Here is a 21340-nt window from a genome sequence, read left to right on the forward strand (position 1 = left end):
GAAGGGGCCGTCTGGTTCAGCCCCCCAGGTACGCGTCGCGTACTTTCGGGTCGGTCAGCAGCGCTTCACCGGTGCCCTGCATCACCACCCGGCCGTTCTCCAGCACATAGGCACGGTCGGCGATCTTCAGGGCCTGGTTGGCGTTCTGCTCCACCAGGAACACCGTTACACCATCCTTGCGCAGCTGTTCGATGATGTCGAAGATCTGCTGGATGATGATCGGCGCCAGCCCCAGTGAGGGTTCGTCGAGCAGCAACAGCTTGGGCTTGCTCATCAGCGCACGGCCGATGGCGAGCATCTGCTGCTCGCCCCCGGACATGGTGCCGCCACGCTGGCTGAAGCGCTCCTTGAGCCGCGGGAACAGGTGCAGCACCTTGTCCATCTGCTCTTGGTAGTCGCCCTTGTCGGTGAAGAACCCGCCCATGGCCAGGTTCTCCTCCACGGTCAGGCGTGCGAACACGCGCCGACCCTCGGGCACCACGGCAATGCTCTTGCGCATTATCTGCGCCGAACTTTGCCCCACCAGCTCCTCGCCCATGTAGCGGATGCTGCCGCTGTGGGCCTGGGGCGACCCGCACAGGGTCATCAGCAGGGTCGACTTGCCCGCGCCGTTGGCGCCGATCAGGGTGACGATCTCGCCCTGGCGAATCTCCACGTTGACGCTGTGCAGCGCCTGGATCTTGCCGTAGAAGGTGGAAACGTTTTCGAACTGCAGCATTTACGCTTCCCCCAGGTAGGCTTTGATCACTTCGGGGTTGTCCCGGATCTGTTGCGGGGTGCCATCGGCCAGCGGCGTGCCCTGGTTGATCACCACGATATGGTCGGAAATGCTCATGACCAGCTTCATGTCGTGCTCGATCAGCAGCACGGTCACCCCGTGTTCCTCACGCAAGGTGCCGATCAGCGCCTTGAGGTCTTCGGTCTCTTTCGGGTTCAGGCCTGCCGCCGGCTCGTCGAGCATGAGGATCCGCGGGCGGGTCATCATGCAGCGGGCGATTTCCAGCCGGCGTTGCTGACCATAGGCCAGGGTGCCGGCGTTACGGTTGGCGAACTCGACCAGGTCGACCTTTTCCAGCCAGTACTGCGCGTACTCCATCGCCTCGTGCTCGCTGCGACGAAAGCCCGGCGTCTTGAACAGGCCGGCGAAGAAGTTGGTGTTCAGGTGACGGTGCTGGGCGATCAGCAGGTTTTCCAGCGCGGTCATTTCCTTGAACAGGCGCACGTTCTGGAAGGTACGCACCACGCCCTTGCGGGCGATCTCGTGGCCGGCCAGGCCCTGGATGGGCTGGCCGTCGAGCAGGATGCTGCCGCCACTGGGCTTGTAGAAGCCGGTCAGGCAGTTGAACACGGTGGTCTTGCCGGCGCCGTTGGGGCCGATCAGTGCCACCACTTGTTTTTCCTTGACGGACAGGGCCACGCCGTTGACCGCCAACAGGCCGCCGAAGCGCATGCTCAGGCCGCTCACTTGCAGAATTTCGCGGCTCATCGACGCAGCTCCATGTGTGGACGTTGCATAGGCAGCAGGCCCTGCGGACGCCAGATCATCATCAATACCATCAGGGCACCGAACATCAGCATCCGGTATTCACTGAAGTCGCGCATCAGTTCGGGCAACAGGATCATCACGATGGCCGCGAGGATCACGCCCAGCTGAGAGCCCATGCCGCCGAGCACGACAATGGCGAGGATGATCGCCGACTCGATGAAGGTGAACGACTCCGGCGTCACCAGGCCCTGGCGCGCGGCGAAGAAGCTGCCGGCAAAACCGGCGAAGCAGGCACCGAGGGTGAAGGCCGAGAGCTTGATGATGGTCGGGTTCAGGCCCAGCGCACGGCAGGCGATCTCGTCTTCGCGCAGCGCTTCCCAGGCGCGCCCGATCGGCATGCGCAGCAGGCGGTTGATCACGAACAGCGCCAGCAGGGCCAGCAGCAATGCCACCAGGTACAGGAAGATCACCTTGTTGATCGAGTTGTATTCCACCCCGAAGAACTCGTGGAAGGTCTGCATGCCTTCAGCCGCCCTGCGCTCGAAGCTCAGGCCGAAGAACGACGGCTTGGGAATGTTGCTGATGCCGTTCGGGCCGCCGGTGAGGTCGGTCAGGTTACGCAGGAACAGCCGGATGATTTCGCCGAAACCCAGGGTCACGATGGCCAGGTAGTCACCGCGCAGGCGCAGCACCGGGAAGCCCAGCAGGAAGCCGAACGTGGCCGCCATCATCCCCGCGATGGGCAGGCACACCCAGAAGCTCAGGCCGAAGTAGTGCGACAGCAGCGCATAGCTGTAGGCGCCCACGGCGTAGAAGCCCACGTAGCCCAGGTCGAGCAGGCCCGCCAGGCCGACCACGATGTTCAGGCCAAGGCCCAGCATCACGTAGATCAGGATGAGCGTGGCGATGTCGACCGCACCGCGCGAACCGAAGAACGGCCACACCAGGGCAACCGCGATCAGGCCCAGGATGATGTAGCGCTGGGTGCGCGGCAGGGTCAGGAAGTTGCTGACCTTGGGCGATATCAGTGCACCCCGGGGGGCGGACCGCATCATCGCGCTCCATTGCTTGTCGAACAGCACGCGCAGGAACATCAGCACCGAGCACACCACAATCACGCTAAGGGCCAGGGGCCCCTGGCCATGCACCTGCAGGCTGATACCGACGATGCTGAGTTTCAGGCCCAGTACCGGGAATGCCACGGCCCAGACCAGCAAGGCGCTGAAAAACGCCGATTTGAGATTTCTGCTCATACTTTCTCGACCTCCGGACGGCCCAGGATGCCGGTCGGACGGAACAACAACACCAGAACCAGAAGACCGAATGCCACCACGTCCTTGTACTGGTCACCGAAGATATCGGCGCCAAAGGCCTCGGCCACGCCCAGCACCAGCCCGCCGAGCATGGCGCCCGGAATGCTGCCGATGCCGCCCAGCACCGCCGCAGTAAAGGCCTTCAGGCCCACCAGGAAGCCGGCGTTGGGGTTGATCACGCCGTACTGCATGCTCAGCAGTACCGCTGCCACGGCCGCCAGGGCCGCACCGATCACGAAGGTCAGGGCGATGATGTTGTTGGTGTTGATACCCAGCAGGTTGGCCATCTTGATGTCTTCGGCACAGGCGCGACAGGCGCGGCCCAGGCGTGAACGCGAGATGAACAGGGTCAGCCCGGTCATGGCCACCAGGGTGACGACGAAGACCAGGATCTGCATGTAGGAAATCAGGACTTCCTCGGCGCCGCCCGGCCCGAAGGAGATGCTCCCCGGAATCAGGTTGGGGATCGACTTGTCCTTGGAATCCTGGGCAAGCAAGACAGTGTTCTGCAGGAATATCGACATGCCGATGGCAGAGATCAGCGGGATCAGCCGGTTGCTGTTGCGCAAGGGGCGGTAGGCGACCCGTTCGATGCTGTAGCCATAGGCGCTGGTGACCACGATGGTCGCGATGAACGCGGCGGTCATCAGTATCGGCAGTGAGTCGATGCCCATCATGGCCAGCCCGGCAAGGGCGATGAAGGCCACGTAGGAACCGATCATGTACACCTCGCCGTGGGCGAAGTTGATCATTCCAATGATGCCGTAAACCATTGTGTAGCCAATGGCTATCAAGGCATAGGTGCTGCCAATGGTCAGGCCATTAACCAGCTGTTGGAAGAAGTGATAGATCTCAGGCATTACAGCGCTCCTAAAAACCCGATACGCATTTCACTGGTGGGCTTGCGCCCGTCCCGGCTTGTGGTCTGAGGCCACTTCGCACGGGCACTGCCAGCGAACCGCTGGTGACGGTTTTAAGATTTTCAGGTGAACCTGCTCCCGGATCGCGGGAATCAGGCCCATGAACCTCGTAAAACAAAGCCCACTGCTCGCACAGTGGGCTTGTAGTCATGGAGTGACGGGATTACTGAGGGGAAACTTCGGTTTTAGGTTTGCCGAAATGCCATTCGTAGACGACGAACTTGAAGTCCTTCAGGTCGCCGTTCTTGTCATAGGACAAGTCGCCGGTAGGGGTCTTGAAGGTGCCGGTGTGCAGGGCCTGTGCGACCTTGTCGGTGTCTTCGCTCTTGGCCGCCTTGATGCCTTCGGCGATCAGCTCCACCGCCGAGTAGGCCGGGAACACGAACGGACCGCTCGGGTCCTTGCCGTCAGCCTTGATGGCGTCGACGATGGCCTTGTTCGCAGGGTCGGCGTCGAACGACTTGGGCAGGGTTACCAGCAGGCCTTCGGAAGCGCCCTGGGCGATCTGCGAGATCGAGTCGTTGCCCACGCCCTCTGGGCCCATGAACTTGGCCTTCAGGCCTTTTTCCTGAGCCTGGCGCAGGATCAGGCCCAGCTCTGGGTGGTAGCCGCCGTAGTACACGAAGTCGACGTTGGCTTGCTTGAGCTTCTGGATGATCGAGGAGAAGTCCTTGTCGCCGGCGTTCAGGCCTTCGAACACGGCAACCTTGGTGCCTTTGCCTTCCAGGGTCTGCTTGACCGCGGTGGCGATGCCTTCACCGTACTGCTGCTTGTCGTGCAGTACCGCAACCACCTTGGGCTTGACGTGGTCGGCGATGTAGTTGCCGGCGGCCGGGCCCTGGGCGCTGTCCAGGCCGATGGTACGGAAGATCAGCTTGTAGCCGCGGGAGGTGATTTCCGGGCTGGTGGCAGCCGGGGTGATCATGATCACGCCTTCATCTTCATAGATGTCGGACGCTGGTTGAGTGGAGCTGGAGCACAGGTGGCCGACCACGAACTTGACGCCATCGTTGACCACTTTGTTGGCGACTGCCACGGCCTGTTTAGGGTCGCAGGCGTCGTCGTATTCCTTGGCTTCGAGCATCTTGCCGTCAACGCCGCCCTTGGCGTTGATGTCCTTGATGGCCTGTTTTGCACCGATGAACTGCATGTCACCGTATTGAGTAACCGGACCGGTCTTCGGGCCGGCGATGCCGATCTTGATGGTATCGGCGGCAACTGCATGGCTGGCAACCCCGGCCAGAACCATTGCGGCGAACAGCTTGGAAATCTGCTTACTCATAGTGCTCCACTCATTCTGTTGTAATTTTTATAGTCCTGGTGCCCAGGGCTACGGACCGGGATACCGTGACGGCCACGCCGTCCCGCCTTTCCCGTGTTCCCCCGCAAAGTGCCCTGGCAACTGTACCGGTACAGTGTAGAGCGCCGCTTGATCGATTGAAAAGCGGGCTTTTCGGGGCAAAATCCGGGGGTGTCGCCTAATCGACAGAAAGTTACATAAAGGCGCCGCCAATTTGCCAGCATGCTGCGGCGGGGCGTGATCTTCATGGCCTTGTCGATCAATTACTTATTTGAAACTGGGTTTTTCTGCAAAAATAGCGACCTTTCAGTGGTCGAATTATTTCTGGTAGGAACCCATGACAGATCAACCAAGCACCCTCTATGCCAAATTGCTCGGCGAGACTGCAATCATCGAGTGGAAAGCACTGGAGCGTTTTTGGGCCAAGGGTGACCTGATTTGGGTCGACCCGTCGCTGGACCTGATCGAGGTGGCGTCGGCAATGGCCGAAAACCGCAGTGAAACCGTGGAAAAATGGCGAAATGATGGCACGGTCGTGCCGGTGACTGCCGAGCAGGCGCTAGACCTTTCGCACACGATTGCGTCGATCTGGGCAGTGGTGGTTTCGCCGTTTATCGTGATTCAGAAAAAGCCCGCGCCCTGATCTGGTGCGCAAAAACGAACAGCCGGAAGATTTTGGTGCGCGAGGGCGTTCAGGCGGGGTGGTTGTTGGTAACAGTGGGGCAGGGGTTCAAAAAACGCGGTAACAGTTCTTGCCTCATCGCGGGTCAAGCCCGCTCCCACAGGTTGGTGGAGACCTTGTGGGAGCGGGCTTGACCCGCGATGGCCGCAAAGCCGCCGCGCAGATTACTCGTAGTCTGTCTTGCCCGTATGGCTGTTGAGCGAAATCACCCGCGTCTTGCCGATGCGGTGACGGTAGATCTCGCGCAGGTACTTCACCGCCTTCTTCACGCACTCGCGTGACAGGCGGATATCGTTGATCGACACGAACTTGCTCTTGTCGTTGATCAGCTCGCGGTACTTCTTCTCGTACATCGGCTTGATCGCGTACCAGTTGGTATCGAGGATCTTGGCCGGGTTCTCGAACTCGTTGAGCAGGTCGTCGATACGGTCCTCGTCGAATTCCTCACGGGTGATGAAGTCGAGGATGGCGTTGTCCAGCGTGTCGTCGAAACGGTACGGGGTGCGCGCGAAACAGCGCTTGATGAACGCCACGATCAGGGTCAGGAAGTCGTCCGACAGGCACGGGCTCTTGGCGATCAGGGTGGTCAGCGACAGGTTGGCCGAGGCGCCGATCACCAGCGCGTAGCGCTTGAGCGTGGTGTTGGGGAACAGGCTGTTGAGGTGGGTCTTGAGCCGGTTCAGGTCCATGTACGAGAGCTTGTAGTCCTTGGGCAGGGACACGATCGACACCACCGACGAGCAGTTCTTGAAGAAGTGCAGGTCATGCAGCGCCGCGGCGTCGTAGCCGGAGGTCTTGTACTGCTCCAGGGCCGCGCGATAGCGCTTGGACTCGATCGGCAGCAGGCTGATGCCCTCGATCGCCTGGGTCACCTTGTTGAAGTGCGGCAGGTCGATGGAGCGGAAGAACAGGTCGTCGATGTTGAGCTGCGGCTTCTCTTTCTCGAACACCTTGAACTTGTCGTTGCCTGGCGTCGGCTGCTCGGGCACTACCGATTCGGCGTAGGCGATGGCCACCGGGCCGGCCAGGCTCATGAACAGGTCGTTGGCATCCAGGCGGATGGTCTCGCCGATGTCGATGCCGGCGCGCCGGAAGTAGTTCTGGTCGTAGTCGGTGGTCACCGCCTGGGCGGTGAGGATGTTGAAGATCTGCTGCGAGATGTACTGGTTGGCGTGCTTCTCCATGGCATTGACGTCAATGTCCTGGATGTTGCCGTCATCGTTCTCCTCGGCATAGCGCATGATGTCGTTGGAGATCAGCATCATCGCGTTCCACGGACGGATACGCCCCATCACGCTGGCTTCGCTGCTGTCCTCGTTGTCGAAGTTGTACGAGAAGTCCCATTCCTCCGACAGGTACTTGCACAGCAGGCGGCCGGCGTTGATGTGCAGTGCCTCGGACATCTCGCTGCGGTGGTCGGAGATGTTCGGCAGCACGCAGATGCCGCTGGTGAAGATCGGCTCGAAGACGAAGGAGTGCCCGCTCTTGGTGTCGTTCTCGTCGGCCGGCTTGGTGTCGAACGTCTTGTTCATGTACGAGAACTGCTGGGCCAGGCCGAACTCCGATGCCATGCCCGAGCCGGTACCGCCACCGGCGCTGAAGATGTAGAAGTACAGGCGCGACTGGTTGGCCTTGATGCCGCACGAGTCGATCAGGTACGAGTGGATCAGCTTCCAGTCGGCACTGGAGAAGCGCTGGGTTTCCTTGTTGAGGATGATCTTGGCCAGGTACTGGCCCAGGATCGGCGCGTTGCCGGCGCCGCCCGCATGCACCTCGGACAGGTCCATGATCTTCATCTTGCTGTAGTCGCGCAGAAAGCCGCTCTTCTCGCCCTTGCGCGAAAAACGGATGCGCCCGGCGATGTCCTTGTCCAGGTCGCCCAGCATCACCAGCGGTTCCACCAGGAACACCGGCTTGGCGCCCTTGTTCTGCACCAGGCGCAGGTTGTTGCGGATCCAGCGGCCCGGGCTGTAGGGCTGCTCGCCGGCGTGGCGGTCTTCGTTGTTGAATTCGTTGAGGTAGAAGGTGCGGGCGTTGTACACCAGCTCCGCCACATCCAGGGCAATGTTCGAACCGCAACGACCCAGGCCGATCAGGCACACCGAAGGGAACTGCTGGTCCAGGCGCAACTGGGTGTCATCTTCGACATGCACACTGGGCGGGAACACCAGGTCGCGCAGGCCGTCGAGGTTGTCCAGGATGCGCTGGATATCGGTCTCGGTGTAATACAGGTACTGCTGCGGCGTAGCCGCGCGCGGGCTGTAGTATTCTCGAGGCGCCGGGGCGGTGAGCGCGGTGGAGGATGACATCAGCTCGGAAACCGCGGTGGCAGAAGTATTCTTTGAGGTCATTTTGCGCCATTTGCCTGGGTGGACGGCTGGTAAAAGTCGATATCATCGAGCCATCACGGGATAAGTTTCGCGACTGTATCAGTGCGCCTTTGGCGTGAGCGATAGGGTCCTGCCCTATAACCCTCTAAGGGTTTTCCTGTCACGTCTGAGAACTGAATCGTCCGCATCGCCAACTTCTTTAATTTGCCAGGAGCTGTCATGAGCATTGCACTACCTTCGCTGGGGTTCGCCGGTATCGGTCTGATGGGATTGCCCATGTGTCGGCGCCTGCTGGCGGCCGGTTTTCCGTTGACCGTGTGGAACCGTTCATCGGACAAGTGCGCGCCACTGGTGGCCGCCGGGGCGAGCCAGGCGAACAGCCCGGCAGAGCTCTGCGCGGCGGCGGACGTGGTGATGCTGTGCCTGGCCGACACCCAGGTGGTGCACGAGGTGGTGTTCGGTGACGACGGTATCGCCGCAGGCGGCGCGGCCGGGCAGCTGCTGGTGGATTTTTCCAGCCTGGAGCCCGGCGCCACGCGGCAAATGGCCGCACAGCTGAGGCAGGCCTGCGGCATGCACTGGCTGGATGCACCGGTGTCGGGCGGCACCCCGGGCGCCGAGGCCGGCAGCCTGGCGATCATGGTCGGCGGCGAGGCGGCCGATCTTGAGCGGGTGCGCCCGGTGCTCCAGGTGCTGGGGCAGCGGGTCACGCACATGGGGGCGGTGGGGGCAGGGCAGGTGACCAAGGCCTGCAACCAGATGATCGTGGCCTGCAACGCACTGGTGATTGCCGAGGTGGTGGCCCTGGCCGAACAGTCAGGGGTGGATGCCAGCCTGATCGCCGAAGCCCTGGCGGGCGGTTTCGCCGATTCCAGGCCGCTGCAGATCCTGGCCCCGCAAATGGCCGAGCAGCGTTACGAGCCGGTTAAGTGGCACGTGCGCACCTTGCTCAAGGACCTGGATACGGCGGTCAAGTTTTCCCGCGAGCAGGGCTCGGCCACCCCGATCAGCGGCCTGGCGGCGCAGCTGATGCGCTTGCACGGCAGCCAGGGTTACCTGGAAAAGGATCCCGCAACCCTGGTCGAGCTGTTTCGCCGCAAGCCATAGGCAGGTCGCTGCACTGGTTGAGGCTGCCGAGCACCGCGTGCAGCTCGCCCATCGGTACCGGGCGGCTGAACAGGTAGCCCTGCAGAAAGTCGCAGCCCTGCTGGCGCAGGAACTGGTACTGCTCGACGGTTTCCACTCCCTCGGTCACCACCTTCAGGTGCAGGGTGTGGGCCATGATGATGATGGCCTGCACGATGTCCATGTCCTGCTCGGAGTGGGGGATGTCCTGGATGAACGAGCGGTCGATCTTCAGCGTGTCCAGCGGCAGGCGCTTGAGGTAGGCCAGCGATGAGTAGCCGGTGCCGAAGTCGTCGATCGAGAGTGAAACGCCCTTGGCCCGGATACGCTTGAGCAGGGCGATGGTGTTGTGGATGTTGCCCATCAGCGCGTTTTCGGTCACCTCCATTTCCAGGCGCCAGGCCGGCAGCCCCGCGCTGAACAGCGCATCTTCCACTTCGCTGACGAGTTCTTCGCGGCCCAGGGTCAGCGCCGAGCAGTTGACGGTGACCTTGAGTTGGTCGAAGCCATGGCGGCTCAACTGCGCCAGGTCCTGGCAGGCGCGGCGCAACACCCACAGGTCGAGCTCGCCGATCAGGCCGTTCGCTTCGGCAATGCCGATGAAGCGGTCGGGGCTGAGCAGGCCGTGCTGCGGGTGCTGCCAGCGGATCAGCGCTTCGAGCTTGGCCACCTGGCCGCTGGCCAGGTCGAAGATCGGCTGGTAGTGGATGCGCAGCCCGCGTTCTTCGAGCAGGGCCACGCGCAGCTCCTCCTCCAGTTGCAGCTCCAGGGTGGCGCGGGTTTTCAGGTTGCTGCTGAAGAAGTTCAGGTTGTTGCGCCCGCAGCCCTTGGACTGGTACAGGGCCAGGTCCGCGTGCTTGAGCAGCTCGTCGCAGCTTTCGCCGTCGTCGGGGAACACGCTGATGCCGATGCTGGTGGTCATCACCATGCGCCGGCCGCTCAGGTCGATCGGTTCCTTGACCTTGTGCATGATGCGCTGCGCCAGGTGGCGGGCCTCGTCGCGGTTGTGCAGGCCGATCAGAATGCAGAACTCGTCGCCGCCGAAGCGGGCCACCACGTCGTGGCTGCGGGTGGCGCTCTTGATCTGCGCGGCGATCACCTGCAGCAACTGGTCCCCCGCGTCATGGCCCAGGCTGTCGTTGATGCGCTTGAAGTGGTCGATGTCCAGGAACATCACCGCCAGCATGCCGCCGCTGGCCGCCTGTTCGGCCAGGCGCTCGGCGAACAGCTGGTTGAAACCGCGACGGTTGACCAGGTTGGTCAGTGCATCGTAGTGCGCCGCCTGTTGCAGCGAGACGCGTGCCTGGTCCAGCTGGCTGAGCAGCATGTTGACCCGGCGCAGGTCGTGCTCCTTGCTCTGCAGCTTCTTGTCCGACAGGGCGGCGCTGATGCAACTGGCACTGATCAGCAGGGCGACGAAGGCGATGGCCAGGCTCAGGTGCAGGCTGTTGTCGGTGATCGGCAACTGCAGCGGCGCGTCCACGGGCAGCACTAGGGTCAAGGCCCACATGCCGGTGAAATGGGTGGCGATGATGCCGGTGGCCATCACCAGGCTGGCGACGTACCTGGGCCAGTTGCTCTGGGCTGGGCGGTAGCGGGTCAGCAGCAACGCCAGCAGGCTGACGCCGAAGGCGACCACCACCGAACTTGCCAGCAGGTCGGCGCGGTAGAACTGCGAGGCGTTGGAGCGCATGGCTGCCATGCCGGTGTAATGCATGGCGCCGATGCCCAGGCCGATGGCGATGGCCGCCAGCACATGCTGGTGCAGGCGCGGCTGGGGTGTGCCGAGCAGGTTCATCGCACTCCAGGCGGCGAGCAGCATCAGCAGCAGCGATACGGCCGTCAGGGCCAGGTCGTAGTGCACCTCGAGGGGGGCCTGGAAGGCGAGCATGCCGATGAAGTGCATGCCCCACACGCTGCAGGCCAGGCAGAAGGTGCCGAGCAGGCGCCATTGACGTTGGGCGGCGCTGTGCTCGGCATTGCCCACGCGTTCGATGATGTCGAAGGTGGCGAAACTACCCGCGCAGGCGACCAGGTAGGCAAGTGCCACCAGGTAAGGGTTGTGCCGGCAATCGAGGAGCAATTGTCCGGTTGCGGGAAGTTCGGCGAGTACATGCAGCCCCTGCCACTCCATAGCATGCCTCTTGGTCCGGTGTGCACGCGGCCTCCAGCGGAGTGGAGACGGTTTTGGCTGAGTATAGGAAGAGAGCATTAACCCATCGGGATTAATGGCAGATTGACTTGTATGGATTGGAGATTGGGGCGATAGCGTTTGGTTCTAAAACCGGGTCGCGCCCTTGGCCGGCAAGGCCGGCTCCTGCATCGATCATGCAGGAGCCGGCCAGTGGGTCAGCCGGCGACCAGTACCCGAATTGCCTCAAGGCGCAGTGCGGCCTTCTCCAGCATGGCCAGGCCCTGCTCGCGTTGCGCACGCAAGGCCTGGATTTCGGTGTCGCGCACGGTCGGGTTGACCGCCTGCAACGCGGTCAGGCGCGCCAGTTCTTCATCGGTTTCGGCTGCCAGGCGGCGCTGCGCCTCGGCCACACGCTCGGCGTGGCGCGGCATGATCTTGGCCTCGCCGGCATTGATGCGCGGGGTCAGGACATCGCGCTGGGCCTGGATGAACTTGTTGGCGCTGGCCTTGGGCACGCTTTCGAGCTGGTCGTTGAGGGTCTCGAACGACACCCGCGCCGCCAGGTCGTTGCCGTTGGTGTCGAGCAGGCAGCGCAGCGCTGCCGGCGGCAGGTAGCGGCCCAGTTGCAGGGCGCGCGGGGCGACCACTTCGCTGACGTACAGCAGTTCGAGCAGCACGGTGCCCGGCTTGAGCGCCTTGTTCTTGATCAGCGCCACCGCGGTATTGCCCATCGAGCCGCTGAGCACCAGGTCCATGCCGCCCTGCACCATGGGGTGTTCCCAGGTGATGAACTGCATGTCCTCGCGCGACAGCGCCTGGTTGCGGTCGTAGGTGATGGTCACGCCTTCGTCGTCGCCCAGCGGGAAGCTGGCGTCGAGCATCTTCTCGCTCGGCTTGAGGATCAGGGCGTTTTCCGAGTGGTCCTCGCTGTCGATACCGAAGGCGTCGAACAGGGTTTCCATGTAGATCGGCAGCGCGAACTGGTCGTCCTGCTCGAGGATCGCCTCCACCAGCGCCTGGCCTTCGCCGGCACCACCGGAGTTGAGCTCCAGCAGGCGGTCGCGGCCGCTGTGCAGCTCCGACTCCAGGCGCTGGCGCTCGGCGCAGGCTTCGTTGACCAGCGCTTCCCACTCGCCGTCGTCGCCGCTTTCCAGCAGCGGCAGCAGGCGCGGGCCGAACTGGTGCTGCAGGGCGTTGCCGGTAGGGCAGGTATTGAGGAAGGCATTGAGTGCCTGGTGGTACCACTGGAACAGGCGCTCCTGCGGGCTGTTCTGCAGGTGCGGCACATGCAGCTCGATGGTGTGCTTCTGGCCGATACGGTCCAGGCGGCCGATGCGCTGTTCCAGCAGGTCGGGGTGGGCCGGCAGGTCGAACAGCACCAGGTGGTGGGCGAACTGGAAGTTGCGGCCTTCGCTGCCGATTTCCGAGCAGATCAGCACCTGCGCGCCGAACTCTTCGTCGGCAAAGTAGGCGGCGGCGCGGTCGCGCTCCAGGATGCTCATGCCCTCATGGAACACCGTGGCCGGAATGCCCGAGCGCACGCGCAGGGCGTCTTCCAGGTCCATCGCGGTTTCGGCGTGGGCGCAGATCACCAGCACCTTGACCCGCTTGAGCATCTTGAGGGTGTCGATCAGCCATTCGACCCGTGGGTCGAAGCGCCACCAGCGGCTCTCTTCGTCGCTGTCGCCCTGGGCCTGGAAGCTGACTTCCGGGTACAGGTCGGCATGCTCGCCCACCGGCAGTTCCATGTACTCGTCGGGGCACGGCAGCGGGTAGGCGTGCAGCTGGCGCTGCGGGAAGCCCTGCACCGCGGCACGGGTGTTGCGAAACAGCACGCGGCCGGTGCCGTGGCGGTCCAGCAGCTCGCGGATCAGGCGTGCGCTGGCCTGGGTGTCGCCATCGTTGACTGCGGCCAGCAGCGCCTCGCCTTCGGCACCCAGGAAGCCCTGGATGGTGGCGTGGGCCTTGGGCGACAGGCGGCCTTCATCGAGCAGCTCCTGCACCGCCTCGGCCACCGGGCGATAGTTGTCGCTCTCGGCGCGGAACGCGGCCAGGTCGTGGAAACGGTTGGGGTCGAGCAGGCGCAGGCGTGCGAAGTGGCTGTCCTGGCCCAGTTGCTCGGGGGTGGCGGTCAGCAGCAGTACGCCGGGGATGACCTCGGCCAGTTGCTCGACCAGCGCGTACTCCGGGCTGACCTGGTCTTCGTGCCACACCAGGTGGTGCGCCTCGTCGACCACCAGCAGGTCCCAGCCGGCGGCGAACAGCGCGTCCTGGGCCTTTTCATCCTCGGTCAGCCACTCCAGCGCCACCAGCGCCAGTTGCGCATCCTCGAACGGGTTGCTGGCATCGCTTTCGATGAAGCGCTCGGCGTCGAACAGAGCCACCTGCAGGTTGAAACGGCGGCGCATTTCCACCAGCCACTGGTGCTGCAGGTTCTCCGGCACCAGGATCAGCACGCGGCTGGCGCGACCCGTGAGCAGCTGGCGATGGATCACCAGGCCGGCTTCGATGGTCTTGCCCAGGCCCACTTCGTCGGCCAGCAGTACGCGCGGGGCGATACGGTCGGCCACTTCGCGGGCAATGTGCAACTGGTGGGCGATCGGCTGGGCACGGGTGCCGCCCAGGCCCCACAGCGACGACTGCAACTGGCGGCTGGTGTGTTCCAGGGTGTTGTAGCGCAGCGAGAACCACGCCAGCGGGTCGATCTGCCCGGCGAACAGGCGGTCGCTGGCCAGGCGGAACTGGATGAAGTTCGACAGCTGGGTTTCAGGCAGGGTGCAAGCCTGGTTCTGGGCATCGAGGCCGTGGTAGACCATCAGGCCGTCGATGACCTCGACTTCGCGCACGGTCAGCTTCCAGCCTTCGAAGTGGGTGATCTGGTCGCCCGGCGAGAAACGCACGCGGGTCAGGGGCGCATTGCGCAGGGAGTACTGGCGGGTGTCGCCAGTGGCCGGGTAGAGCACGGTCAACAAGCGGCCGTCCTGTGCCAGAACGGTCCCTAGACCCAGCTCGGCTTCGCTGTCGCTGATCCAGCGTTGCCCCGGTTGATACTGCTGCGCCATACTGCCTGACTCCCGCCATTCAAAAGGCGACTATCTTAACGGATAGGGCTGCACAGACCAAAGCGTCTGGCGATTTCATCGACGAAAGCCGTCTTTGCCACCACAGGCCTCGACCCATGCTCCGACACCCTCTGCTGTCCCTCCCGTTACGCCACTGCATCGTACTGGCCAGCCTGGCCTCGCTCGGCGCCTGCGACCAGCAGGGTTTCGAACTGCTGCCACCACTGGAGCCCCCGGCGCTGGCGGCGCTGGGCGTGCAGGTGCCGGTGCAGAACGTGCACTTTCGCGACCGCGACGGCGAGGCGGTGCTGGTACTCAGCCGCCTGGACGACCAGGTCAGCGACGAGGAAACCCAGCAGGAGGTCGACCGGGTGGTGCTCACCGCCACCCTGTATGGCCGCAGCCACGACGCCCAAACCTACAAGGCGCGCTGGACCATCGAGAATGAAACCACCTGCCCGGGGCTGGACCTGGACGTGGGCTTCTATACCGACGTCAGCGGCGCCAGCGACCTGAACAACGATGGTGTGGCCGAACTGACCGTTGCCAGCCATTCCTTTTGCGGTGGCGGTGTCGACCCGCAGGACCTGCATGTGGAACTGCGCGAAGGGGCCGCCAGCTACGTGATCAATGGCCAGTCGCTGATCGCCCCGGAAGGCGAGGATGCCTTTGGTGGTGAACGCGAAGACGGCCCCACCCTCAAGGACGCACCGCCGGTGCTGCGCGAACACCTGGAGAAGGTCTGGAACAGCGTGCTCAAGCGCCCGTGGAGCGACGCGGCGCCCGAACCGGACGATGACGACCCCGATCAGTAGGGCACGTCAGTAGGTGGCGACGGGGACTTCCACCGTATAGCGGTGCTGCGGGTTGCGTGTGTCGGTCAGGGTGTAGCGGCTCATCGAGCCGTTGTCGTTGGCCATCGGCTGGGTATCGATGTCGACGGTGAACGTCTGGCCACCGGTGTGCAGCGTGCCCTGGGGTGTGATTCGCGCATCGGCCGGGACGAGCAGGCCCCCCAGGTGGCCGTAGCCATTTTCATCGAAGTGATAGTCGACCAGGGCGTCGCGTCGTTGCAGGGCGAACACCTCGGGCAGGTAGGGCCGGTGGTCGATGTTCCAGTCATTGCGCAGGTCGCTCACCCAGACGCCCGGCAGGTCGAAACGGTGGCGCAGCAGGCTGTCTTCAAGCGGCACGCTGACCACCTCCAGGCAACACACGGTCTGCTTGCGCTGCTCGTCCAGCACGGCCATGCGCGTGCCGCGGGCAACCACTGCCGGCAGCATGGCGAATGCCATGTTCTCCTCGACATACCCGGCATCGGCCGCCGTGGCGAGGTTGCGCCAGCCACCGAACAGCGCCGGAGCCGGGTCGGCCATGGCCGCAAGGCCGGCCGTGGCCAGGCCGATACTCGCCAGGAGGCGATAGGGGATGCGCATCGTAGGCTCCTGCCTTATAGGGCGAAAAACGGGAAGCGCAGCGTACTATACTCAGGCACACCCCTGGCTGTGACGGGTGCCACACTTTTGCCATCGGCGCTCAAGGCTGCCGTTTGGCAGCCGACACATTGGCGACAGGAGAACAACAACCATGCTGCCGCCCATCATTCCCCTCAGTGCCGCCCCGGTCACCACGCAACACGACCCGGTCAAGCAGCCGCCGACCATCGCCCCAGTGGTGCCGGCCCAGCCCAGCGCCACCGACAGCAATATCGATTTCAAGAAGCGCGACCCGCAGGAGTCGGGGGTACTGCTGCGTGACGAGCAGCGCCGCCGCCAGGGCAAACGCCGCAAGGCCCCGGACGAAGAGCTGTACCAGGCCCTGCCGGGCGACGAGGTCAACGCCGACAACACCGTGCCGGTGGCGCCGCTGATGGGCGAACAGCCGCGCCAGGGCCTGCTGGTGGACATCGAAGTCTGAGCGGGGCTGTTCAGTGCGGGCGCGAGCCCTCATCATGGCGACTTCCGCAGTCCGTTCCACGAGCCTGAACATGAGCCAAGACGACAACCTGATCGATTTCGGCGCCGAGCGCGCCCGTCGCGTGCACGACCTCAAGGAAAAGCGCCTGAACGAAGTGCGTCAGGCGTTCGAGCAGGCAATGCCCCTGGGCAAGGGCAAGAAAAAGCCCAAGGGCAAGCCGAAGAAGCGCTGATTCTTGATGCAGGTCAACCCTGCACCCGCCTCGCGCGTCCGTTGATGGGCGCCATTGACCTCGGTCAATTTCCTCTCCCGCCCCATTCGCTACTGTTACCCCATCAGACAGGTGCAGGCGAATGGAGGCCGATATGTTCTTCGATAATGTGGTTATCGCTGGCGTTGTGACAGTCGGCCTGATGCTGCTGTTTTTCGCAGGCCTGGGTATTTTCATCTGGAAGGACTCGAACAAGCGCAAGCAGGGCTGATCCTTTCCGATACACGAGCACGCAAGGCATTTAGGGCAACTTCGGTTGCCCATTTTTTTGCCTGGAATTTGGGGTGGCAGTACCGGGGCCTGCCGGGATGGGCCCTGTAGGCACGGCCTTGCCGGCGAAGGAAGGGAGAAAAATTCTGGACTATAAGTAGTTAGCTAGCTAATAATTCGCATCTGACCTTTCCCGCGTATCTGTGTCTATCTTTACTTCATCGCTTCCCAAGGTTCGATCCGTGCCCATCACTCTGCAGGCCCTGCTGGCGCCCAACCGACTCGCTGTGCAATTTGCCGTGAAAACCCTGCTTGGCGGCGGGTTGGCGCTGTGGCTGGCGTTGCGTTGGGGGCTGGAGCAACCGGCCTGGGCGTTGATGACGGCTTTCATCGTGGCCCAGCCGCTGTCGGGCATGGTGCTGCAGAAGGGCCTGGCACGGCTGTTCGGCACGCTGGTCGGCACGATCATGTCAGTGGTGTTCATGGGCCTGTTCGCCCAGACGCCGTGGCTTTTTCTGCTGGCGCTGGCCCTGTGGTTGGCGCTGTGCACGGCCTGCTCGACCCTGCTGCGCAGCGCCTGGGCGTATTCCTTCGTGCTGGCCGGCTACACCGTGGCGATCATCGCCTTGCCGGCCATCAATCACCCGCTGCTGGTGTTCGACCAGGCGGTGGCACGCTGCACCGAGATCAGCCTGGGCATCATCTGCGCCACCTTGGTCAGCGCCTTGCTCTGGCCGATGCGGGTCGAGCAGCAGCTCAGCGGGCAGGCTCGCCAGGCCTGGCAAAGCGGCCTGCAGGCGGCCAGTGCGACCCTGACCGGCGAGGAGCAGGGGCGCAAGGGCCTTCTGGAGATTCTGGGGCGCATCGTCGCGGTGGATGCCCAGCGCGAACACGCCTGGTTCGAAGGCAGCCTGGGTCGCCAGCGTGCCCGGGCTATTCGCGGGCTCAGCCAGAAGCTGCTGATCCTGTTGCGCATCGCCCGTTCTGTACGCCGTCAGTGGCGCCAGCTCGACGACGAACAGGCGCAGCACATGGCCCCGTGGCTGAGCGAGGTGCAGGCCGCCCTGGCCGAGCCCGATCAGGCTGCACTGCTGGTGCTGCGCCAGCGCGTTTGGGATGCCGCCCATGACGAGCACAACAGCCCCGCGCAGCATTACTGCCTGGCGCGTCTGACCCTGCTGCTGGATAACGCCATGGCGGCGACCCTGGCCCTGCGCGCGGTGGAGGAGGGCAAGGCACCGGCCGACCTGCCCGACAGCCTGGCGGTGCACCGCGACGTGCCGCTGGCACTGCTGTTCGGCTCGCGCAGTGCGCTGGCGTTCCTGGCCATGGCCAGCTTCTGGCTGGCCACCGCCTGGTCGGCGGCGCCCGGCGGCCTGGTGCTCACCTGCGTGGTGTGCAGCCTGTTCGCCAGTCGCGAGAACGGCGCGCAGATCGGCATGAGTTTTTTGCGCGGCATCCTGCTGGCGGTGCCCGTGGCGTTCTTCGTCGGGCAGATCCTGCTGCCGCAGTGGAGCGGTTTTGCCTTGCTGTGCATGGGCATGGGGGTGCCGCTGTTCCTGGGCGCGCTGGGCATGGCCAACCCGAAAATCGGCGCCACAGCCACTTCGTACTGCCTGCACTTCATCGTGCTGGTGGCACCGCTCAATACCATGACGTTCGATGTGGCCAACTTTCTCAACAGTGCCCAGGCCATGCTGCTGGGGGTGGGCGCAGCGGTGCTGGCGTTCAAGCTGCTGGTGTTGCGCAACCCCGCATGGCACGGCCGGCGCCTGCGCGCCGCCACCCAGAACGACCTGGTACGCCTGACCCGGCGCGACCTGCGCGGCGCCGAAACCTGGTTTGGCGGGCGCATGGCCGACCGCCTGCTGCAGCTGGCGCGCCATTACACCGCGCTGCCCGAGCAGGAGCGCGGCCACTGGGACGATGGCCTGCACGGGCTGGACATCGGCGACGAACTGCTGCACCTGCGCATGTGCCTGGCGGTGGCCCAGGTGCCACCGGACGCGGCGCAGCGCGCGTATTTCCAGCAGTTGGAAAACGTGCTGGCACAGGGCCCGGGTGCCGGGCGCGGGCAGCGCCTGGATGCTGCCAGCGAAGCCTTCATCGCGGCGTTGCAGCAACGCCCCGACAGCGACCCGCTGCGTCTTGCCGTGGGCGCGGTACTGCAACTTCGACACAGCTGGGCCAAGTGGTGCCGGCGACAGGAGGAACTCCATGGGGTTGCGTGAGTGGGCAATGGGCGGGGTACTGCTCAGCCCGTTTCTGATCTATGCGGTGCTGGCGCTGCTGCTGACCTTCGCGGTGCGGCTGCTGCTGCGTCTGACCCCGCTGGGGCGCTGGGTGTGGCATGAAGCCCTGTTCGACACTGCACTGTTCGTTTGTATTCTGGCCCTGGTCACCCGCGTACTGGGGCCCCTGTAAGGAGTTTGACCATGCGTACCTATGTGCGTGTTGCCGTAACCCTGTGCCTGGTGGTGGTGGCGGTGTTCGCCGGCCTCGAACTGTGGCGCTACTACATGCTCACCCCCTGGACCCGCGACGCGAAGATCCGCGCCGACGTGGTGATCGTCGCCCCGGATGTGTCGGGCTGGGTGCGCGAGCTCAAGGTGCACGACAACCAGGAGGTCAAGGCGGGGGACTTGCTGATGTCCATCGACAAGGACCGCTTCGAGGCCGCGCTGGATAAAGCCAATGCCGTGGCCGAGACCCGCCAGCAGCAACTGCGCCTGCGCGAACACGAGGCCTCGCGCCGCGCTGCACTGGGCCCGCAGGCGATCAGCGCCGAGCTGCGCGAAAACGCCCAGATCAACGCCGCCGTGGCCCGTGGCGAGCTGCGCCAGGCCCTGGCCGAGGTCAAGGTGGCCGCGCTCAACCTGGCGCGCAGCCAGGTCAAGGCACCGCGGGACGGGCACATCACCAACCTGCGCCTGGCCGAGGGCAATTATGTGAATGCCGGGCAGCCGGTGATGGCGCTGGTGGACGACTCGACCTTCTATGTGCAGGCCTATTTCGAAGAAACCAAGCTGCCGCGCATCAAGGTCGGTGCGCCGGTCAAGGTGTGGCTGATGAGCGCCGGCGAGCCGATGCAGGGCCATGTGCAGAGCATCAGCCGCGGCATCACCGATCGCAACGCCACCCCCGACAGCCAGTTGCTGGCCGAAGTGGAGCCGACCTTCAACTGGGTGCGCCTGGCCCAGCGCATTCCGGTGCGCATCCGGCTCGACGAGGTGCCGGCGGGGGTCAACCTCAGTGCAGGCATGACCGCCAGCGTGCAGGTGCGCGAGGACTGAGGCGGCGCCTATAATCGCGCCCATCGATTCGGCACGTGGGCGAGGGAACGTACATGAGCATCACCAACAGCCCCACCTGGGCGCAACTCGAAGCACGCTGGGGTCACGGTTTCGACACCTTGCTGGCGCAGGAGCAGGAAGCCATCGCGCTGTGGTGGCTGGAGGCCGAAACCATGAACGGGCGGCTGGACCAGTATTTCTGGAACAGTGCCGGCGACCAGGCCCTGATCGCCTTGCGCGGCCTGCATGCCCTGCACATGCCGGTCACTGCCAAGGCGTTCGGTGATGCCCTGGCGCTGTTCGGCCCGCACTACCCCGAGCGTCGTGACGCGCGCATGGAGGTGCTCGAGGCGCTTGAGGCAGCGCACGGCGAGGACCTGTTCGAGGCCCCGTCGCGATTGATCCAGAACCTGCCCGAGGACTTCGTGCAGGCCGCACTGGACCGCCTCACCGAGCTGTACAGGCACCTCTGAGGTTTCAGAGGAACATCCCGCCCGACACCTCCACCCGCTGGCCGTTGATCCAGCTGCCACCGTCGCCGAGCAGCACAGCCACCGCCGCGCCGATATCATCCGGCAGGCCGACGCGGCCCAGGGCGGTGTTGCTGGCGATAAAGCCGTTCACCTGGTCATTGTCGCGTACCACACCGCCACCAAAGTCGGTCTCGATGGCACCGGGGGCCAGGATGTTCACGCGAATGCCACGCGCACCGAGCTCCTTGGCCTGGTAGCGGGTCAGCACCTCCATCGCCCCCTTCATCGCCGCGTAGGCGGCAAAGCCGGGCAGGGCGAAGCGGGTCAGCCCGGTGGAGATGTTGACGATGCGGCCCTGGTCGGCAAGCAGCGGCAGCAGCCGCTGGGTGAGAAAGAACGGGCCCTTGAGCTGGATGTTGAGCAGGGTATCGAACTGCGCTTCGGTGGTTTCGCTGAAGCTTGCGTTGATGCCGATGCCGGCGTTGTTCACCAGAAAGTCGAACTGCCGACGGCCGAAGGTACGCTGCAAGGTGTCATCGAGGGTGGCGGCGAACGCCTCGAAGCTGGCGCTGTTGCTCACGTCCAGTTGCAACATGGTGGCGCGCACGCCTTTTTGCTCAAGCTCGGCCACCAGCGCGTGGGCCTCGTCGGCCTTGCTGTGGTAGGTGCCAATGATGTCGATGCCCTGGGCTGCCAGGTGCAACGCGGTATTCCTGCCCAGGCCACGGCTGGCGCCGGTAATCAGTGCGATCTTGCGGGTCATGGTCGGTTCCTCGGGGTGGCTGAAGTCGAGCACAGTCTATTGGTCGCTCCGGTACTGATAA

The 21340-nt window shown here is 64.1% G+C and carries 20 protein-coding genes; 10 read left to right on the forward strand and 10 right to left on the reverse strand.

Annotation, left to right across the window (positions count from 1 at the left end; translation table 11 throughout):
* Window positions 1-16: 16 nt before the first annotated feature.
* The 5 genes from FW760_RS10085 to FW760_RS10105 all read right to left on the reverse strand — a co-directional run bounded on the left by FW760_RS10085 (window position 17) and on the right by FW760_RS10105 (window position 5001).
* Window positions 17-718 carry an ABC transporter ATP-binding protein gene (locus FW760_RS10085; RefSeq protein WP_043862612.1) on the reverse strand — a complete coding sequence of 234 codons (702 nt, stop codon included), beginning with the start codon at window positions 716-718 and terminating at the stop codon, window positions 17-19.
* Window positions 719-1486, reverse strand: coding sequence for a high-affinity branched-chain amino acid ABC transporter ATP-binding protein LivG (gene livG, locus FW760_RS10090; protein WP_054914726.1), 768 nt, complete (start codon window positions 1484-1486; stop codon window positions 719-721).
* Window positions 1483-2739 (reverse strand): high-affinity branched-chain amino acid ABC transporter permease LivM, encoded by a 1257-nt coding sequence (locus FW760_RS10095; protein ID WP_043862610.1) that lies wholly within the window; start codon window positions 2737-2739, stop codon window positions 1483-1485. The genes livG and FW760_RS10095 overlap by 4 nt, the downstream gene beginning before the upstream one ends.
* Entirely contained in the window at window positions 2736-3659 is a 924-nt protein-coding gene (gene livH / locus FW760_RS10100) for a high-affinity branched-chain amino acid ABC transporter permease LivH (protein ID WP_043862609.1), read from the reverse strand. Before livH ends, FW760_RS10095 begins: the two co-directional genes overlap by 4 nt.
* A 223-nt stretch (window positions 3660-3882) precedes the next feature.
* Entirely contained in the window at window positions 3883-5001 is a 1119-nt protein-coding gene (locus FW760_RS10105) for a branched-chain amino acid ABC transporter substrate-binding protein (RefSeq protein WP_043862608.1), read from the reverse strand.
* A 355-nt stretch (window positions 5002-5356) separates the two neighbouring features.
* On the opposite strand from FW760_RS10105, the gene FW760_RS10110 reads away from it, so the two are divergent.
* On the forward strand, window positions 5357-5662 hold the full coding sequence (locus FW760_RS10110) for a DUF2288 domain-containing protein (RefSeq protein WP_116052151.1): 306 nt from the start codon (window positions 5357-5359) through the stop codon (window positions 5660-5662).
* 203 nt (window positions 5663-5865) lie between these two features.
* Here the strand turns inward: FW760_RS10110 and FW760_RS10115 are convergent, their stop codons facing one another.
* The gene (locus FW760_RS10115) at window positions 5866-8052 is read right to left on the reverse strand and encodes a hypothetical protein (protein ID WP_054914724.1); all 2187 of its coding nucleotides are present in this window, start codon (window positions 8050-8052) and stop codon (window positions 5866-5868) included.
* Between the two features lie 198 nt (window positions 8053-8250).
* On the opposite strand from FW760_RS10115, the gene FW760_RS10120 reads away from it, so the two are divergent.
* Window positions 8251-9138, forward strand: a complete 888-nt coding sequence (locus tag FW760_RS10120; RefSeq protein WP_043862605.1) for an NAD(P)-dependent oxidoreductase — start codon at window positions 8251-8253, stop codon at window positions 9136-9138.
* On the opposite strand, the gene FW760_RS10125 is transcribed toward FW760_RS10120, so the two are convergent.
* The gene (locus FW760_RS10125) at window positions 9038-11290 is read right to left on the reverse strand and encodes a putative bifunctional diguanylate cyclase/phosphodiesterase (RefSeq protein WP_116052149.1); all 2253 of its coding nucleotides are present in this window, start codon (window positions 11288-11290) and stop codon (window positions 9038-9040) included. The genes FW760_RS10120 and FW760_RS10125 overlap by 101 nt on opposite strands.
* A 215-nt stretch (window positions 11291-11505) precedes the next feature.
* Window positions 11506-14352: an RNA polymerase-associated protein RapA gene (rapA, locus tag FW760_RS10130; protein WP_054914722.1), complete on the reverse strand. Its 2847-nt coding sequence runs from the start codon at window positions 14350-14352 to the stop codon at window positions 11506-11508.
* Between the two features lie 116 nt (window positions 14353-14468).
* Here rapA and FW760_RS10135 point away from each other — a divergent pair, with 116 nt between their 5' ends.
* Entirely contained in the window at window positions 14469-15167 is a 699-nt protein-coding gene (locus FW760_RS10135) for a M949_RS01915 family surface polysaccharide biosynthesis protein (protein WP_278930083.1), read from the forward strand.
* Between the two features lie 6 nt (window positions 15168-15173).
* Here the strand turns inward: FW760_RS10135 and FW760_RS10140 are convergent, their stop codons facing one another.
* The gene (locus FW760_RS10140) at window positions 15174-15788 is read right to left on the reverse strand and encodes a decarboxylase (RefSeq protein ID WP_116052148.1); all 615 of its coding nucleotides are present in this window, start codon (window positions 15786-15788) and stop codon (window positions 15174-15176) included.
* A 151-nt stretch (window positions 15789-15939) separates the two neighbouring features.
* Here FW760_RS10140 and FW760_RS10145 point away from each other — a divergent pair, with 151 nt between their 5' ends.
* The 7 genes from FW760_RS10145 to FW760_RS10175 all read left to right on the forward strand — a co-directional run bounded on the left by FW760_RS10145 (window position 15940) and on the right by FW760_RS10175 (window position 20516).
* A complete protein-coding gene (locus FW760_RS10145; RefSeq protein WP_043862600.1) occupies window positions 15940-16269 on the forward strand; it encodes a hypothetical protein in 330 nt (109 codons plus the stop codon).
* Window positions 16270-16339: 70 nt separating this feature from the next.
* Complete coding sequence (locus FW760_RS10150; RefSeq protein WP_088513942.1) at window positions 16340-16501, forward strand: hypothetical protein; 162 nt, start codon at window positions 16340-16342, stop codon at window positions 16499-16501.
* A 133-nt stretch (window positions 16502-16634) separates the two neighbouring features.
* Window positions 16635-16751 carry a cytochrome c oxidase subunit CcoM gene (gene ccoM / locus FW760_RS10155; RefSeq protein WP_043862641.1) on the forward strand — a complete coding sequence of 39 codons (117 nt, stop codon included), beginning with the start codon at window positions 16635-16637 and terminating at the stop codon, window positions 16749-16751.
* 241 nt (window positions 16752-16992) lie between these two features.
* Window positions 16993-18981, forward strand: coding sequence for an FUSC family protein (locus FW760_RS10160; protein WP_043862599.1), 1989 nt, complete (start codon window positions 16993-16995; stop codon window positions 18979-18981).
* Complete coding sequence (locus FW760_RS10165; protein ID WP_043862598.1) at window positions 18968-19174, forward strand: DUF1656 domain-containing protein; 207 nt, start codon at window positions 18968-18970, stop codon at window positions 19172-19174. Before FW760_RS10160 ends, FW760_RS10165 begins: the two co-directional genes overlap by 14 nt.
* An 11-nt stretch (window positions 19175-19185) precedes the next feature.
* Complete coding sequence (locus FW760_RS10170; protein WP_054914719.1) at window positions 19186-20043, forward strand: efflux RND transporter periplasmic adaptor subunit; 858 nt, start codon at window positions 19186-19188, stop codon at window positions 20041-20043.
* 53 nt (window positions 20044-20096) lie between these two features.
* Window positions 20097-20516 (forward strand): DMP19 family protein, encoded by a 420-nt coding sequence (locus FW760_RS10175; RefSeq protein ID WP_116052147.1) that lies wholly within the window; start codon window positions 20097-20099, stop codon window positions 20514-20516.
* A gap of 4 nt (window positions 20517-20520) precedes the next feature.
* On the opposite strand, the gene FW760_RS10180 is transcribed toward FW760_RS10175, so the two are convergent.
* Window positions 20521-21279, reverse strand: a complete 759-nt coding sequence (locus FW760_RS10180) for an SDR family NAD(P)-dependent oxidoreductase (RefSeq protein ID WP_078480543.1) — start codon at window positions 21277-21279, stop codon at window positions 20521-20523.
* Window positions 21280-21340: the final 61 nt, after the last annotated feature.

It is taken from the genome of Pseudomonas sp. 1176_21 (assembly GCF_052850635.1).

What these genes read in the sequence shown, in the direction of transcription:
- FW760_RS10085 (WP_043862612.1), bottom strand. Translation starts at nt 718, where the DNA reads ATGCTGCAGTTCGAAAACGTTTCCACCTTCTACGGCAAGATCCAGGCG.
- livG (WP_054914726.1), bottom strand. Translation starts at nt 1,486, where the DNA reads ATGAGCCGCGAAATTCTGCAAGTGAGCGGCCTGAGCATGCGCTTCGGC.
- FW760_RS10095 (WP_043862610.1), bottom strand. Translation starts at nt 2,739, where the DNA reads ATGAGCAGAAATCTCAAATCGGCGTTTTTCAGCGCCTTGCTGGTCTGG.
- livH (WP_043862609.1), bottom strand. Translation starts at nt 3,659, where the DNA reads ATGCCTGAGATCTATCACTTCTTCCAACAGCTGGTTAATGGCCTGACC.
- FW760_RS10105 (WP_043862608.1), bottom strand. Translation starts at nt 5,001, where the DNA reads ATGAGTAAGCAGATTTCCAAGCTGTTCGCCGCAATGGTTCTGGCCGGG.
- FW760_RS10110 (WP_116052151.1), top strand. Translation starts at nt 5,357, where the DNA reads ATGACAGATCAACCAAGCACCCTCTATGCCAAATTGCTCGGCGAGACT.
- FW760_RS10115 (WP_054914724.1), bottom strand. Translation starts at nt 8,052, where the DNA reads ATGACCTCAAAGAATACTTCTGCCACCGCGGTTTCCGAGCTGATGTCA.
- FW760_RS10120 (WP_043862605.1), top strand. Translation starts at nt 8,251, where the DNA reads ATGAGCATTGCACTACCTTCGCTGGGGTTCGCCGGTATCGGTCTGATG.
- FW760_RS10125 (WP_116052149.1), bottom strand. Translation starts at nt 11,290, where the DNA reads ATGGAGTGGCAGGGGCTGCATGTACTCGCCGAACTTCCCGCAACCGGA.
- rapA (WP_054914722.1), bottom strand. Translation starts at nt 14,352, where the DNA reads ATGGCGCAGCAGTATCAACCGGGGCAACGCTGGATCAGCGACAGCGAA.
- FW760_RS10135 (WP_278930083.1), top strand. Translation starts at nt 14,469, where the DNA reads ATGCTCCGACACCCTCTGCTGTCCCTCCCGTTACGCCACTGCATCGTA.
- FW760_RS10140 (WP_116052148.1), bottom strand. Translation starts at nt 15,788, where the DNA reads ATGCGCATCCCCTATCGCCTCCTGGCGAGTATCGGCCTGGCCACGGCC.
- FW760_RS10145 (WP_043862600.1), top strand. Translation starts at nt 15,940, where the DNA reads ATGCTGCCGCCCATCATTCCCCTCAGTGCCGCCCCGGTCACCACGCAA.
- FW760_RS10150 (WP_088513942.1), top strand. Translation starts at nt 16,340, where the DNA reads ATGAGCCAAGACGACAACCTGATCGATTTCGGCGCCGAGCGCGCCCGT.
- ccoM (WP_043862641.1), top strand. Translation starts at nt 16,635, where the DNA reads ATGTTCTTCGATAATGTGGTTATCGCTGGCGTTGTGACAGTCGGCCTG.
- FW760_RS10165 (WP_043862598.1), top strand. Translation starts at nt 18,968, where the DNA reads ATGGGGTTGCGTGAGTGGGCAATGGGCGGGGTACTGCTCAGCCCGTTT.
- FW760_RS10170 (WP_054914719.1), top strand. Translation starts at nt 19,186, where the DNA reads ATGCGTACCTATGTGCGTGTTGCCGTAACCCTGTGCCTGGTGGTGGTG.
- FW760_RS10175 (WP_116052147.1), top strand. Translation starts at nt 20,097, where the DNA reads ATGAGCATCACCAACAGCCCCACCTGGGCGCAACTCGAAGCACGCTGG.
- FW760_RS10180 (WP_078480543.1), bottom strand. Translation starts at nt 21,279, where the DNA reads ATGACCCGCAAGATCGCACTGATTACCGGCGCCAGCCGTGGCCTGGGC.